Raw genomic sequence first — 13374 nt, 5'->3', positions numbered from 1 at the left:
GCCTCCTAGTACCGGTAGGTCGTGCGGATTGCACCGCACTGTGGGTCTTGAGCGATAGAGGCGAAGATGTTGTAACCGCCGTGGTTGAGGCCGACGCCAGCGGAGCCACCGCCGGACTTCAGAGCGGTGAAGAACGAAAGCGGCAGCGGGTACCACCCGGCGCCGGTGACGTCGACGGGTGCGCCACCCACGAGACCCGGGGAACCCCCTGGCTTCGTGGCGTGCGCGTGCGTGGTGAAGATCGGGTCGGCGCCGCTGATTCGGACAGGATTCAGGTAGATCTCAAGCGAGCTACCCACCGCTGATGCGGGAATGGTCCAGGGCATCTTGAGGTCGTAGAACCAGCAACCCTGGTTGCTGTCACCGGCGACGACCTGCCCTGTCCACCAGCGTCCGCTCTGGAATGATCCAGAGTCGATCGGGGTGAATGTCTGCGTGACGACGGTCCCACCGCCACCGCCACCGGGATCAGGCGTCGGGGCTACTGGCGTCGAGGCTTTGACGCCCACCACGTGATAGCCGCCATGGGCGAGAAGCTTCACCGGCAGACCCGCCGTCAACGTCGCACCGGTGTTGTAGGTCGCGACGATGTTCCCGATGTCGGTAGAGATCGTCGCAAGCCCACCCGCAACCGACACGACCGTTCCGTCAGAGGCGAGCGGCGCTGTCGGCCCCATGAGCCAGGCGACGCCGTCGATGATCTGCACCCAGACCGCGTCATTGACGACGGGTCGCCAGGCGGACCCGAAGTATGCGGGCACCCGGCCCCCGTCGAAGTCGACCACCGCTCGGAGGCCATCGAGACCGCGGTACGCTCCGGCGACCATACGGACGTTCGACTTATCGCCGAACATGTCGAAGATCGCATCAGTCTCGTTGGTCATGATTCGATCTCCACGGTCAACGACTGCCGGGCTCGAGCAGATCGCGTGATCGTGCGGACTCGGCCGGTGACCGTGCCCCGAAGCTGCTGGATAAGAATCACGTCGCCACGTTCGATACGTGGGTCGAACGTCATCTCAACTGGAACGACGGACGCTTTCAGCGTCGACACGGTCGGAAGGGTGGAGTCCGCCCACGCCTGCGCCTGCGCGGCTGTCGTCACGTACTCACTCGACTGGCGGAATGTGCGCGCACCGAACGGGGAGCGAGCGCCGTTCGGCTCTCGGACACGGAGAGGACCCTCGGTGATCTCTGCGATCGCGAGAACCGCTTTCTGGTCGCCCGAGGTCGCGCGGACGACCACGCGGTTGTAGACACGATCAGCGGACATCTTCCGCCCCATGCGGACCAGCTGACCACCCTCGCCGCGCCGGATCGTGTGGACCGGGGCCGGCCATGCGTTCGGACGAGCGGCCAGAGCACCATCGGCCGTCATATGTGCGACGCAGTCGAGCATCACGTCCATGAGCTCGTAGACAGCTTCGAGCTTGGAATCCGGGTACATGATGGTGCGCGTGATCGGCTGATCGGCGACTTCACGGGCAAGCTGAAGGCCCGACACCTTGCCGATCTCATCCCAGGTTGAGGAGAGCCCTGACGGGGATGAGGGGACGTCGAAGGACTCTTCACCGACACCGGCGAGCAGTTCCTTGAGTTCCAGCTCGATCTCTGAACCGATGGTGATGATCGATCCACGAAAGAACATGTCCTCGTCGCGGGCGGAGGGAACATCGGTGATCTCGAACACCCCGTACTGCATCCGCTCCGAGAAAGGACCGGAGGTGATGTTCGAGTAGACGCGCAGCTGCGCCCCGAAGGGGGTGAACGCATCGGTGATCTCGCGCGGGGCCATCGCCTTACCGAAGGTGTCGGTCCAGATGATCCGGCATGACCCAGACTGCTGCACTTCCGCATCCGCGTCCTCGCCGAACCTGACATCGGTGAGGGGAACATCCTGCAGCCGACGTTCCCCGTTGTAGATCAGGTCAGCGGACCAGTGATGATCGAAGTCGCCAGTGAGCACACCACCGAGAAGGTCTGTCGAACGTCGCACAGCGACTCCTCACTCGATAGCGTCGGCAATCGCCGCTCGCACCGCCTCGTAGGGAACATCGACGACCAAGGTGAATCGCACAGTCGTCGTGGGGTCGTTGAGTAGACCGATCTCCATGGAGCCGGGGTCGAGGTTCAAGCCCTCGAGCCCGGCCGCAGAGATGATCGCCTGCTCGAACTCGTCACCGAGATTCAGAGCTGCCATGTCGTCACCTCGCTATCCAGACAGTCCGGCAAGTTCATACGCCCGGTCACGGTCCGTGTAGGTCAGCCAGCCGGCATCCTGCGCCGTGTAGTTACCGAAGGCGTCGAGGTCGTCGTACGTGAGCAGCGGCGTCACCAGGCCGGGGAACGGAGGCTCGACCTCGTCCATCCGAGAGTCGAATCGAACCAGTTCGCCACCGAAGCGGACGTTGAGTTCCTTCTCCGACAGATCACCGCGTGCGAAGAACGTTCGTGGCCAGCGGATGCGCGCGCTCGTTCGGATACACAACACGCCCACCTGCTGCGTCTCGTACGTTCCGAGCATCGCCTGGACGCGGTTGGCGTCAGCAAGAGTCTGTGTTTCGAGCGAGACTTCGACATCGCGAAGTCCCTGCCGCCGAGTCCCGATCCACTTGCCCACAGGTGCGCCCTCGACGTAGACCATCTCTCCGTCGGTGGGCCGCACCAACGGGGCGACCGAATCACCGGTGATGTGCATCGAGGCCCACAACGACGCGGGGACGAGTGGGTTGTGAACCACCGTCCCCGCGTAGTCGACCGACGTCGTGGCCGAGTCAGTGAACCCGAGCGAGTTACCAAGCGCGTCGAACTGCTCCGCGCGGTACGTCGCCGGCGTTTGGAACGGCGCCTCAAAGTCGAGGGCGGCGACGCCAGTGGCGATGCCGATGCCCCCTCGGACCACCCACTGCCGATCCTCGCTGAGACGATAGATCTTCAGCGAGGAGGTGCCGGGGGCAACGCTGCTGAAGAACACCTCGACGAAGGGATTGCCCGACACGTCGACCGACAATGAAGGTGCAGCCATGAGCTATTTCCGCCTTCCGTTCGAGAGACCCGTGCCGCGCGCTGATGACGCTTGAGTGATCTGTTCTTGCACGATCGCTGTAACGGGACGGCCGTCGACGAGCATCGTGAACTGGGCCCCAGCAAGCGAGACCTCAACCGCTCCTTGCGACTGTTGAGCAGACGCGCCCGTTGCGGGCGCAACCCAACCGCCACCCCGGAGTGAGGCTCGGTACGCTTCGATCCCTTGGTGTCCGCCTGCAGCGTCTACCTCGTTGGCGGGGATCACATGCTCGCCGGGAGCGACCATGCGAAGTTCAGAATCGACACCCTTCGTGCCGCGCCCGATCACTGGCCCTCCCGTCGACATGCCCGGTGGCTTGAGAACGGTTCCCGTCCCCACCACCGTCGTAGTGACCGGAATATTGAGGGACTTCGGCAGGCTGTTGAACGCGTTGTTCAGATCCTGCAGATTCCACTTCGCCTGAGCTGTTTCAACGAGCATCCGAGTGATGTGCTCAGGAGGCGTATTGAAGATCTCGCCAGCGAGTGCGTTCACCTCGTCCGCGTTGTACCCCGCGGCAAGAGCCGCATCAACGAATGCCTGCCTTTGGCTCGCGAGAGTGCCGAGGTACTTCTGGGTCGCTTCATCAGCGCTCATCGTGTTCAGGTCTTGCTGGAGCTGAGCATCAGCAGCGTCGATCGCAGCGGCAGCGACATCTGACAACGAGGCCGCATTCGCGGCACCTGAAACAGTCGCCTGGTCCAGAGAGAGGATGAAGCCATCCAGGGTTCCGTTAGCTTCCTCGTACTGATCCCTCTGCCGTTGAACCTCTTCAGAGATCCCCGACAACGCGGTGAGCCAGTTCGAGTTCGCCGTCACTGCGTCCTGAGCAATGCCGTTCGCCTCGTTGATCTGCTCGATCAGGTCCGTCAGATCTGAGTGCAGGTCAGCGACCGCATCAGCCTGCTTCATGTATGACTCAGCGGCAGTGTCTGCAGCTTCTGCGGAGTCCTCCATCGCGAATGCGAGGAGCGCCGTCGTGTCGATCTGGCCGTCTTTGGTGGTGACGTCCCGCTGCTGCGCGTCAGCCACGCGCACGAGCTCGTCGCGGTACGGCTTCATCGCGTTGAGGAGATCGATCTGCTCGGACTTCGAAAGCCCCATCTCTTCCGACAGCATCCGGAAGGAGCGGGCTGCGGCCGGCGCATCGGTCTTGGCGAGCTTTCCCATCTCCTCGCCCATGGTGGTGAGGACGGCAGAGAGCTGGCTCGTTTCGCCACGCAGGCCCCGAAGGAAGTCGTTGTGGGCGATGATGTCCAGGTTCTCCCGGAACTTCTCAGCCGACGACACTGCCTCGTTGAGACGGGACAAGAACGGCACGGCGGAGTCGCCTGCCTCGAAGAGCTCGGCTGAGGACGTCGCGTTCTTGAGGACGTTCTGGAATACCTCGGTTGAGGTGCGCAGCTTCTCCTGTGCCACGGACAGTCCGACGACAGCGGCCGTAGCTGCAATCATCGCGATCCCATAAGGCCCCGTGAGGAACTGCCACATCGACGAGAGTGCTGCCTTCGACGATGCCCCGGTGATGCTCAGCGTCTCGAGTGCAATCTTCAGCTCTACGAGCTTCGGAACGGCGAGTAGCGCGCTTCCGCCGAGCAGAGCCACCACGCCGACCGACGACGTCAGAACTGCGATCACGCCCTGGACGGGGTCCGGCAGGTCCGCCATGAAGCCCGAGAATGCCGCGACGGCATCCGCGGCGCCGGCAACGGCCGGGAGGAACACCTGGCCAAAGTCGATCGCGGCATCACGCACGGCGTTGCCCGCGATCTGAATCTTCGCCTCCGTCGTCTCGTACCGCTTCGCGGCCTCTTCTGCCAGAGCAGTGTTCTCATCCCACGCCTCGGAACCAAGCTCGAGCGACTTGCGCAGCAGGTCTCCCGAGTTGGCCATCCCAAGCAGCGCCTGAGACACACGGATGTCCGTCTGTCCGAGGTTCGAGAGAGTCTGGAAGACATCGCCGCCCTGAGCGTTGATCCGTCCGAGCCCTTCGACGAAGGTGGCGATCGCGTCGGCCGGAGCCTCTTTGAAAGCCTTCTGGAAGTCGGTCGACGACATCCCGGCGACCTTCGCGAACTCGTCGAGCTTCTCGCCACCGGAAGAGACCGACATTGCGATGTCCGTCATGATGCGTGAGATTGCCGATCCACCAGCCTCAGCCTCGATACCCACCGACGCCAGTGCGTTGGCGAACCCGAGAACCTGAGCCTCGGTCAGGCCGACGACCGCTCCGGCACCTGCGATTCGCTGAGCCATCTGGATGATGTCTCGCTCAGTCGATGCGCCGTCGTTGCCGAGCGCGACAAGAGCGGCGCCGAGGTTGTCGACGTCCTCGGGAGCGGTCTGCATGACGTTCATCAGCTGCGCGATCGACGTCGCTGCCTCGTCTGCGGACAGGTTGGTGGTCTCTGACAGGTCGATCATTGTCTTGGTGAAGTCGACGACGTCCTTGCGCTTGACGCCGAGCTGGCCCGCTGCCTCTGCGACCGCAGCGATCTCCTGATGGGTAGCCGGGAGAGTCTGAGCGAGCGAGCGAAGCCCGTCCTCGAGCTCCGCCATCTGCTGCTCGTTGCCGTCAACTGTCTTGGTGACGCCCGCCCATGCCGACTCCCAATCCAGTGCGGCCTTCACCGAGAGCGCCGTAACAGCAGTGAGCGCCGATCCGGTCAGGACAAGTCCCTGGCCGACGCGTTCGAATGCCTGCTTCTTCTGCTCGAGCTTCTCTGCCTCGGTGCCGACCGTCCGGACGGCACGTGCGGCGTCGAGCATGCCCTTCTCAAGGTCAGACACCTGTGCGGTGAGCTTGACTGATACGACCCTCTGCGCCATTTGGAACCTCCGATGTCGCAGGTGCCGGGATAAGATCCGGGCATGCGGAAGAAACTGATCGCGCTAGTAGGCGCGGGACTCGTGCTGACGGGGTGTGCTGCGGGCGTCAGCGCTGAGCCGACCCCGACTCCGACGCCCTCAGCGGACCCGAACATCGCGGCCTGCGCTGACTTTGAGAGCACTTTCTTGGCGGGCGCTCTGGAGATGCCCGAGTACCTCGCTGACTGGGAGGCAACTCGCGATTCCATCGACGCGATCTCGCTGACCGCTCAAGGGGATGTGAAGACCCGGATTCAGACCTTCGTCTCGAACTGGCCCGAGATGGGTGACTTCTTCATCTGGCACGAGTTCGACGAATCGAACCGCATGCTCGGCGATATCGAGCGAGCATGCGCGGCGTCAGGCGCCGACATCGCAGTGCAGCTCACGACCAGCGACTAGTCCTTCATCTCGACGCGCCACAACGTGTCGTGCATCGCTTCCTTGCCCCAGCGCTTCTCGTAGGCATCTTGCGTCTTGCGCAGTGCCTTTCCTGCGAAGTCTGTGATGGGAAGCGGGACCGTGAATGCGTCCTTGTTCTTGGGGTCGGTTGCGTCGGAGATCAGGACGCCGTGACTGCCGCGGGGCGCTTTCTCCGCGCGCCGCGAGGCAAGCAACCGGGCTACCTCCAGCGGTGTAAATCGCGACTCTGTGACAGATACAGAGATCACGTTCCCGCCAGCGTCTAGGGTCACCGTGCGCGGCGTCCACCCGTGCAATTCACGGAGGGTGACGTGCAGCTCTCGGGCTAGCTGGGCTTCTTCTTCCGCGAGCCCGGTGAGGCTTTTCCCGCGTCGACGACCAGCCTTTCGGGGGCTCGCTCGTGTGCTGCCCACATCGACGCGGTGACGTCGTCCAGGCCGGTCTTCGTCAGCCGTGCGTACACCTTCGGCCACACCGAATAGTCGTTGCCCTCGGCGTCCTTCCGGATGAGGCTGACGACCTTGTCGCCGTCGATCAGGACGACGTCGGTATAGGCCGCGGCGACAGCATCGACGTTGTAGCCGAGGTTCAGGTCCTGGCGGATGTCGGGGCGTGGTGGGTGCTTCAGCGTCAGCGTGCGCCAGTCGGTGCCCGACATCGGCATGTACCGGACGCCCACCATGCGCTTTCCGAGCTTGACGTCTACGAGCTCGGGCTCTCGGTTCGCGATCAGGTCGTCTGCTTCTGCGAGCAGCGCGTCGAGATCGAAGTCTTCGTTGTTCATTCTCACCTCTCACCGTGTTCTCACCAGAAGGAAGACCGGGGCGGGATGGGTGAGGGCATCCCGCCCCGGTGGTTGTTACGCGACGATCGCGGACTCGAGCAGGATCTCTCCGGTGATCTCGGGGATCATCTGCTTCATCAGCTCGGTGTTCGCGGTCGGAGGCACGTCCGTGGACGTTCCGATGCGCGCCGGGATGATCGCGTTCACAACGTCGCCGGCGACGAAGGTGTGACCGTTCGGGTAGCCGAGGATGTGCACGAAGGCTCCCGCGGTTCCCTTCGCGCCGAGGACGAGCTCGGCGTCGGTCGGCTCTTCACGGTTGTAGACGTAGCGAGTCGTGAGCGTGAAGTCCTTCGTGCCCTCGAGCTTGAGTGCCTGTGCCAGCGTGTAGCGGCTTGAGGTGATCGAGTTGATCGTCACGGCGAGGTCGAAGCCGTCGCCGGACAGACCATAGGTCAGGCGCTTGTTCGCGACGTTGTTGACATCGGCGACCGCCAGGGGCCCGCCGTCGTAGCCGGGGACCCACATGACGATGCCGTTGCCATCGGAGGCAGTACCTGCCTGTACGGGTTCGTTTGCCATTTCTTCTCCTTGAGGGAATGCCCCTCGGAGGGGCTATGTACCCAGCACCGGCCGGTGTCCAGGCATGCAAAAGGCCCACACCGGACGGTGCGGGCCTTCGCGAGTTCGGGTTACTCTGCGGTCTTCGCCGCAGGCTTCGTGGCAGGCTTCTTCGGCTCCACCACTTCGTAGTCATCGGGGTACTTCTCGACGAGGCGCTTGTCCACCAGGAACTGCTTGCGCTTGCCTTTTGCGGATCGGACGTTCACCAGTTCAGCCATCAGGCCCTCCTTGACATGAATTCGTAGGTCTCGTCGACGAAGAACAGGTTCGCGTCGCGATCGTGCTCGTACGCGCCCTCTTCGACCGGGTCGACGAGTCGGATTGGCTCGCACCGACGCCCTTGGACGCTGAGGTGCACACCACCCTCGGGGATGAGGTTCTCTTGTCCGCGCTGCTGCCACAGGAGCACTGCGGCCACGGATGTTCCGACGTAGCGGACGTCGTATCGAAACAGGGAGTCGGAGAGGACCGAGTTGATCACCGTGAACCGATCGTCCTCGCGTTTCGGGGCTCCTGGATACAGGACGGCGTAGTTGTCACGAACGGCGGTATCGCCGTTGTAGCGGACGACGTCAGACACCTTGTTGGCGAGGATGCCGCGCGCGAGCTGCGCCTTGAACGCTTCGTAGTGGTCAGCGAGGGTCATTTCTCGACCTTGTCGATCACGGCATCGGTGGCGGCGATCTCGAGTCCGCGGAAGAAGTCGTCCTTGTTCGCCTCGTACGCGTCCCTACCTGCGTGCTGCGGGGAGGATCGCACCTTCCCGCCGCCGGCCTCGACGAGACCGAACCTTCCCTGTCGCTTGCCGAGGTTCGGGCCGATCTCGGATTCGATCGCGCCGCCCGGATATTTGATGTCGAAGTCGATCGACGCGGCGTAGCCCTCGAGGCCGGTAGCCTCGGCGCCCTGCTGCCAGTCGTCTTTGATCTCGACCGAGGTGAACTTCATGGCCTTGTCGATGTTCCGGTTCGCTTCGGCCGGGACGTCCGTGAGGTCCGCGGCGAGCTCGTACAGCTCGGAGAAGTCACTCATGACAGCTCCTTCAACGGGTAGCGGTGAGACGTCGTCTGCCCTGCCTGAGGTGCACCCTCGACGGAGTACGTACGGTCGACGAGCAGGCCGTCCGATGCGGATGCGGTGACCTTCACCTCATCACCGTCGTGCAGTCGCGGCGACGTTACGGGGATGCTCAGCAGCGGGCGTTGCACGGCGACGACCTGAGCGGACTTGTCGGTGTCGGTCAGCGTGAGCGACTCATACTTGATGCGGCCGATGCCGGAATAGCGCGTAACCACCGGCACACGGATCGGTGCACCGTCGGAGTCGACATCGTCCTTGAACGTGCCCACCTCGACGGTCTCCGTCATCCGCACCTCAGCGTTGCGCCGCCCCCGCTCGAGGGTCGCCGCGACGTCCTCCGCGCGAATCACGTCTGCCCCAACCGGATCGTGAACGCCCCACGACGCTGCCGGCGCCGAGGCACCAGGCGGTCAATGTCCGCATCGACGAAGAACAAGTTCCCGCTGCCCGCTTCACGCTTCCTGGTGGCGTCGTAATCGTCGAGCGACTCCCGCTCTTCCGTCCAACCCTCAGGGTTGAGGAAGTAGCGGCGGACGGATGCGACGACCGTGGCGACGTAGAGCGTCTCCCAGTCGGCGAGCTCCCCCGTGGTCTCGAACGTTGGTGTGCCGTCGAGACCACGGAGGCGGAGTGCGGTGTTGAGTTCGGCCTGAGCGTCAGCGATCCGCTGAGGCGCGGTGACTTCCTCCTCCGGGGAGAGAGGACGCCACCGGTCGGTGATGTCTGCGGTATCAACGTCAGGCCACATGCTCACTCCGTGGGGATCTTGGCCTCTTCGAGGGCCGTGATGATGTCGTCGCGCGAGGCGTCGTCAGGGATCTCGATGTTCAGGCCACGCTGCTCGACCTCCGCGACGGCGTACGTGCGCCATGCGTCGGCACCCGAACCCGGCCCACCCTTCGGAGGGATGATGACCTCGACCGACTTCGAAGCGGCAGCGTCCTTCTTCGACGGCTTGCCCTTCGGCTCATCCGAGAGAAGGTGTTCGCCGACCGTCAGCCCTTTGGGGACCTCTGCGCCGGCGCTGAGAATGTGATCTTCGCCAGCATCGTCTCGAACGATGGTGACGCCGATGAGGTCTTCGCGGATCTTCGCCACGTTGTTCTCCTTCTAGAGGGGGCGGGGCACCCGTAGGCGCCCCGCCCGACTGCTTAGAGGACCTTCGCCGCCAGGGAGAGGTCCGCGTTGGCGAGCACCGGGAGGGCGATCGCGTCCGAGATGACCTCGGCGATGAGCGGGGGCTTCTCGCCGCGGTACACGCCCGCGACGACACCCGGCTGCTCCGACTCTTCGATGCCGTAGCGCTCGTCCGTGGAGGTCAGCGTCTGACCCCAGAACGTTGCGCCGAGCTCCGTGCCCTCCGAGTCGGTCGGGTCGACCGGCGCGGGGAGCAGGAACAGCTTGGAGTCGTCGAGCACCTTGCCCGCCGAGGTGCGGCGGTCGTACCGGATGATGTCCGGCAGGCCAGCACCGGTCACGATGCCACGCACGTCAGCCTCGGTCGCGGGACGCGATGCTCCGTTGATGAGCTGGGTGCGGAACTGCGTACCGGCCGCGAGGGCGCGGAACACACGGTTCGTGACGACGATCGCGCCCGGGTCGACGCCGTTCGACTCCCGGTAGACATCGATGATGCCTTCCAGGAATGCGAGACGGTCCGCGGCGGGGTCCGACCACAGGGTCGGCGCCGTGACGTCGTGCGTCACCGAACGGCCGAAGCTGTCCGACGCGGCGAGCTCGGGGATGGTCGCGATGCCCGTGTTGATGACGATGCCGCGGAGACGCTCGATGCGGTCTGCGACGGCCCGCACGACGCGATCCGTGGTGCGGAGGATCGACTTCTCCACGATCTCGTCCGAGGAGTTGCGGGTGCGCAGCTGCTCATACTCCGAGACGGGGATGTTCTGTCCCAGTGCGGGGAGTTCGAGGATGGTGCGCTTGCCCGGTGCGCCCTTGCCGACCTCGGGCTCGGCGTCGTAGGCACGGAATCGTGCCTCTTCGACGAGACCCTTCTGGCCGGACACGAAGCGCACGACGGTGTCGGCGACCTCGCGGTTGGGGAGCCAGCGAGCGAGCGAGCCCTTCTCGGCTTCGTACTCCTCGAGGGAGCGGCGAGCGTACCCGGTCAGTGTGGCCGGGTCGATCAGATCAGTCCAAAGTGCCATGATCTACTCCCTTCTTAGATGTAGACGATCGTGGCCGCGAGCTTCGCGGCGATGGGCTTCACGAACCCCGTGTAGATCGCCGCAACCTTCGCGACGTTCACACGGCCGTGGTCGAGGATCGGGGCACCGAAGTCCGCCGTTCCGACGACCTGCTGGTCCGTCAGGATGTGGCCGGCGAGGATGCCAGCACCGGTCGTGGTGCCCACGGTGACGTCGTACGGGACGTAGACGCCGCCGACGAGGGCGACCGGGGTTCCGGAGCGGAGGTATCCGTCCGGGTAGTGGGTTCCCGCGGTGAACGTGGAGATGTCGATGATGCCGGTCCGTGCGTTACGGATTCCGTGCGTCGACCCGAGCCACGACTGGTCACCGGGGCCGAAGTTCTCCGTGCGGAGCTTAGGCATGGTTATTCCTTTCGAGTGGGTTTCTTGGCGCTGTCGAAGAGTTCGCGTCCTGCCTGGACGCTTCCTCCGGTCGCGTTTGAATCGCGTTCGCCCTGTCCGCGGAGACGGCGAGGAGATGGGCCGGCGACTTCGGTCGAGTTCTCTTCGACCCAGGTCTTGAGCGCGTCCTGGTCGACGTTCTTGCCGTCGTCCTTGATGAACTGCTCGCGATCGAGAGCGAAGAGCTTCGACGCGGAGACGTTGCGTCCCTCGAGTGCCTTGTCGAGACGGTCGGAGACCCGCTCGAGAGCGAGTTCCTTGCGTTCGGCTGCCAGAGCGTCGTTGATCTGCTTCTGGACGTCGTCCGTGGACAGGCTGGAGGGCTTGTCCTCGTTCTTGTCCGTGGGCTTCTCGTTGGGCTTCGGCTTGTTGGACTCGGCCTCGTGGGCGTCCCACTTGTTGGCCTTCTCCTTGAGGGGCTCGTACTGCTTGTGCGTGCGAGCCACGGCACCGTTGATGAGCTTGTTCAGCTCCTCCTGCGACTCCGGCGCTTTGAACTCGCTGTCGCCGCCCGTGCCGGTGTCGTCCGTGGGGACAATGAACCGGAGTCGGGGGGTTGCGGGAACCAGCTGACCGAATGCGTTGCGCTTCATGCGTGACCTTTCCGTTTAGGCACCGTCGTGCACCGTTTCAACCCCGTCGGGCACCGCGACACGCTCGCGTAGCGTCCCCACCGTGCGGCAGGAAGTGTGTGGGGGCTCAGAGGCCCAGGAGTCGCGCGAGGCGGCGGACAGAGTCCGGGGTGCTCGTGCGGTTGAGGAGCGCGACCTGCAGGCGTAGCTCTTCACGGAGCTCGGCGATGCGGGCGGGCGTCGCCACTATCGGTTGCGCGTAGATGTCGGCCGACGAGGTGCCGATCGCACGCGGGACGTTGCCGGTGCGGAGTGCGTAGTCGAGCCGGTAGTTCGCGTCGTAGAGGCGTCGTTCCGCGGCCGTCATCGTGGATCGGGCGAGCGGGTCGCGGGTACCGGATGTGACGGCGTCGAAGCGTGTCGCTCGAGCGGTCGTGACCCGTTGCCCTGCGATGGTCACCGCGCCCTTGCCGCGTCCGGCAGCGATGACCTGCGCGTCAGTCAGCACCCCCGGCGACCGGGGGACGACGACGCGCCCGCGGTCGAGGATGAACCCTTGCTGTTGCAGCATCTTGATCGCGTTGGTGCGGGTGCCGGCGTTGCGGTAGATCGTGTCGATCGCGGAGTTCGCGGTGGACAGCTTCCGGTTCGACTGGTTCACGACCTTGTAGATGTCGGCGCCCTCGCGAAGCGCTCGCGCCTCACTACGACCGAACACCCGCTCCTGCTCGGCAGGGGTCATGGAGTCGAACATCGCGTTCGGGTCGGTGCGGAAGTCCCCGGCGACGTTCTCCGCTGCGGGGATGTGGATGCAGTCGCAGTTCGGGTGACGCTCGAACCCTTCGTTCCACCGGAACCACTTCCCGGCGAGGGCGATGCAGTCCTTGCACGACGGCGGGTTCAGCATGCGCATGAACCCGGTGAGCGTCGGGCGCTGCATGATGTCGGCCTGGTAGACCATCCGGCGGGTGTCGGCGAGTGTTGTGAGTGTGGCCATGGTCAGCCACTGCCCTGCACCCGTGAGTGCACGCTCAGTGGTCATGCCGGAGCCAACGGCGACCTTCGCCTTGATGACGGACTGCTCGAGCAGGGAATCGACAGGCCGACCGTCGGGGGCCGATGCAAGGAACGCGGATGCGCTCAGCACACCGATGGGTTCGGCGACCTGTCCAGTCTCGGTGAGAACGGCGGTCGTGTAGGGGACGGCTACCGCGACAGCGGCAGCGCGTCCCGTCTCGACGACTTCGAGCATCTGCGGGCCGATGCTGGACCAGGACGCGTCGAAATCGGCGCCCATGCGAGACCAGAGCCGAGAGACTGCCTTCGCAGTGGTCCCGGTGATGGCCTG

The 13374-nt window shown here is 64.4% G+C and carries 19 protein-coding genes; 1 reads left to right on the top strand and 18 read right to left on the bottom strand.

All coding sequences use genetic code 11. The annotated features are described in order from the left end of the window. Positions 1–5 precede the first annotated feature (5 nt). From ASF63_RS14060 to ASF63_RS14040, 5 genes are read right to left on the bottom strand one after another with little or no spacing between them, the layout of a single operon-like run. A complete protein-coding gene (locus ASF63_RS14060) occupies positions 6–884 on the bottom strand; it encodes a hypothetical protein (RefSeq protein WP_056515272.1) in 879 nt (292 codons plus the stop codon). Continuing rightward, the gene (locus ASF63_RS14055) at positions 881–1996 is read right to left on the bottom strand and encodes a hypothetical protein (RefSeq protein WP_056515269.1); all 1116 of its coding nucleotides are present in this window, start codon (positions 1994–1996) and stop codon (positions 881–883) included. Before ASF63_RS14055 ends, ASF63_RS14060 begins: the two co-directional genes overlap by 4 nt. Positions 1997–2005: 9 nt before the next feature. Next, positions 2006–2200: a hypothetical protein gene (locus ASF63_RS14050; protein WP_056515266.1), complete on the bottom strand. Its 195-nt coding sequence runs from the start codon at positions 2198–2200 to the stop codon at positions 2006–2008. Between the two features lie 12 nt (positions 2201–2212). Then, positions 2213–3025 (bottom strand): hypothetical protein, encoded by an 813-nt coding sequence (locus ASF63_RS14045; protein WP_056515263.1) that lies wholly within the window; start codon positions 3023–3025, stop codon positions 2213–2215. 3 nt (positions 3026–3028) lie between these two features. After that, a complete protein-coding gene (locus ASF63_RS14040) occupies positions 3029–5857 on the bottom strand; it encodes a phage tail tape measure protein (protein ID WP_162238892.1) in 2829 nt (942 codons plus the stop codon). A gap of 81 nt (positions 5858–5938) precedes the next feature. Here ASF63_RS14040 and ASF63_RS19150 point away from each other — a divergent pair, with 81 nt between their 5' ends. Beyond that, positions 5939–6337, top strand: coding sequence for a hypothetical protein (locus ASF63_RS19150; protein WP_157534373.1), 399 nt, complete (start codon positions 5939–5941; stop codon positions 6335–6337). Here ASF63_RS19150 and ASF63_RS14030 read toward each other — a convergent pair. The 13 genes from ASF63_RS14030 to ASF63_RS13975 form a co-directional block, all read right to left on the bottom strand. Further along, positions 6334–6606, bottom strand: coding sequence for a hypothetical protein (locus ASF63_RS14030; protein WP_157534372.1), 273 nt, complete (start codon positions 6604–6606; stop codon positions 6334–6336). The two genes, ASF63_RS19150 and ASF63_RS14030, sit on opposite strands and share 4 nt — an antisense overlap. A gap of 77 nt (positions 6607–6683) precedes the next feature. Continuing rightward, on the bottom strand, positions 6684–7142 hold the full coding sequence (locus tag ASF63_RS14025) for a hypothetical protein (protein ID WP_056515249.1): 459 nt from the start codon (positions 7140–7142) through the stop codon (positions 6684–6686). Positions 7143–7217: 75 nt separating this feature from the next. Next, entirely contained in the window at positions 7218–7724 is a 507-nt protein-coding gene (locus ASF63_RS14020) for a hypothetical protein (RefSeq protein ID WP_056515246.1), read from the bottom strand. A 110-nt stretch (positions 7725–7834) separates the two neighbouring features. Further along, a complete protein-coding gene (locus ASF63_RS19145) occupies positions 7835–7984 on the bottom strand; it encodes a hypothetical protein (protein ID WP_157534371.1) in 150 nt (49 codons plus the stop codon). After that, the gene (locus tag ASF63_RS14015) at positions 7984–8412 is read right to left on the bottom strand and encodes a hypothetical protein (protein ID WP_056515243.1); all 429 of its coding nucleotides are present in this window, start codon (positions 8410–8412) and stop codon (positions 7984–7986) included. The genes ASF63_RS19145 and ASF63_RS14015 overlap by 1 nt, the downstream gene beginning before the upstream one ends. Then, a complete protein-coding gene (locus tag ASF63_RS14010) occupies positions 8409–8798 on the bottom strand; it encodes a hypothetical protein (RefSeq protein WP_056515241.1) in 390 nt (129 codons plus the stop codon). Before ASF63_RS14010 ends, ASF63_RS14015 begins: the two co-directional genes overlap by 4 nt. After that, on the bottom strand, positions 8795–9196 hold the full coding sequence (locus ASF63_RS14005) for a DUF6093 family protein (protein WP_056515237.1): 402 nt from the start codon (positions 9194–9196) through the stop codon (positions 8795–8797). The genes ASF63_RS14010 and ASF63_RS14005 overlap by 4 nt, the downstream gene beginning before the upstream one ends. Beyond that, the gene (locus ASF63_RS14000; RefSeq protein ID WP_056515233.1) at positions 9193–9594 is read right to left on the bottom strand and encodes a hypothetical protein; all 402 of its coding nucleotides are present in this window, start codon (positions 9592–9594) and stop codon (positions 9193–9195) included. The genes ASF63_RS14005 and ASF63_RS14000 overlap by 4 nt, the downstream gene beginning before the upstream one ends. A gap of 2 nt (positions 9595–9596) precedes the next feature. Beyond that, a complete protein-coding gene (locus ASF63_RS13995) occupies positions 9597–9944 on the bottom strand; it encodes a hypothetical protein (RefSeq protein WP_056515229.1) in 348 nt (115 codons plus the stop codon). Positions 9945–9997: 53 nt separating this feature from the next. Next, a complete protein-coding gene (locus ASF63_RS13990) occupies positions 9998–11011 on the bottom strand; it encodes a major capsid protein (protein WP_056515227.1) in 1014 nt (337 codons plus the stop codon). Between the two features lie 14 nt (positions 11012–11025). Further along, positions 11026–11415, bottom strand: a complete 390-nt coding sequence (locus ASF63_RS13985) for a head decoration protein (RefSeq protein WP_200934029.1) — start codon at positions 11413–11415, stop codon at positions 11026–11028. 2 nt (positions 11416–11417) lie between these two features. Then, positions 11418–12047 carry a hypothetical protein gene (locus tag ASF63_RS13980; RefSeq protein ID WP_056515224.1) on the bottom strand — a complete coding sequence of 210 codons (630 nt, stop codon included), beginning with the start codon at positions 12045–12047 and terminating at the stop codon, positions 11418–11420. 106 nt (positions 12048–12153) lie between these two features. After that, positions 12154–13323 carry a hypothetical protein gene (locus tag ASF63_RS13975; protein WP_056515222.1) on the bottom strand — a complete coding sequence of 390 codons (1170 nt, stop codon included), beginning with the start codon at positions 13321–13323 and terminating at the stop codon, positions 12154–12156. Between the last annotated feature and the right edge of the window lie 51 nt (positions 13324–13374).

The organism is Microbacterium sp. Leaf320 (assembly GCF_001423485.1).
Taxonomy (GTDB): domain Bacteria; phylum Actinomycetota; class Actinomycetes; order Actinomycetales; family Microbacteriaceae; genus Microbacterium.
Note: the sequence above shows the minus strand (reverse complement) of the source record. Positions and strands in the feature narration are given on the sequence as shown.

Excerpts from the sequence above, each read along its gene's own strand:
- ASF63_RS14060 (WP_056515272.1), bottom strand. The coding sequence starts at position 884 with ATGACCAACGAGACTGATGCGATCTTCGACATGTTCGGCGATAAGTCG.
- ASF63_RS14050 (WP_056515266.1), bottom strand. The coding sequence starts at position 2,200 with ATGGCAGCTCTGAATCTCGGTGACGAGTTCGAGCAGGCGATCATCTCT.
- ASF63_RS14045 (WP_056515263.1), bottom strand. The coding sequence starts at position 3,025 with ATGGCTGCACCTTCATTGTCGGTCGACGTGTCGGGCAATCCCTTCGTC.
- ASF63_RS19150 (WP_157534373.1), top strand. The coding sequence starts at position 5,939 with ATGCGGAAGAAACTGATCGCGCTAGTAGGCGCGGGACTCGTGCTGACG.
- ASF63_RS14025 (WP_056515249.1), bottom strand. The coding sequence starts at position 7,142 with ATGAACAACGAAGACTTCGATCTCGACGCGCTGCTCGCAGAAGCAGAC.
- ASF63_RS14020 (WP_056515246.1), bottom strand. The coding sequence starts at position 7,724 with ATGGCAAACGAACCCGTACAGGCAGGTACTGCCTCCGATGGCAACGGC.
- ASF63_RS19145 (WP_157534371.1), bottom strand. The coding sequence starts at position 7,984 with ATGGCTGAACTGGTGAACGTCCGATCCGCAAAAGGCAAGCGCAAGCAG.
- ASF63_RS14015 (WP_056515243.1), bottom strand. The coding sequence starts at position 8,412 with ATGACCCTCGCTGACCACTACGAAGCGTTCAAGGCGCAGCTCGCGCGC.
- ASF63_RS14010 (WP_056515241.1), bottom strand. The coding sequence starts at position 8,798 with ATGAGTGACTTCTCCGAGCTGTACGAGCTCGCCGCGGACCTCACGGAC.
- ASF63_RS14000 (WP_056515233.1), bottom strand. The coding sequence starts at position 9,594 with ATGTGGCCTGACGTTGATACCGCAGACATCACCGACCGGTGGCGTCCT.
- ASF63_RS13990 (WP_056515227.1), bottom strand. The coding sequence starts at position 11,011 with ATGGCACTTTGGACTGATCTGATCGACCCGGCCACACTGACCGGGTAC.
- ASF63_RS13985 (WP_200934029.1), bottom strand. The coding sequence starts at position 11,415 with ATGCCTAAGCTCCGCACGGAGAACTTCGGCCCCGGTGACCAGTCGTGG.
- ASF63_RS13980 (WP_056515224.1), bottom strand. The coding sequence starts at position 12,047 with ATGAAGCGCAACGCATTCGGTCAGCTGGTTCCCGCAACCCCCCGACTC.
- ASF63_RS13975 (WP_056515222.1), bottom strand. The coding sequence starts at position 13,323 with ATGGGCGCCGATTTCGACGCGTCCTGGTCCAGCATCGGCCCGCAGATG.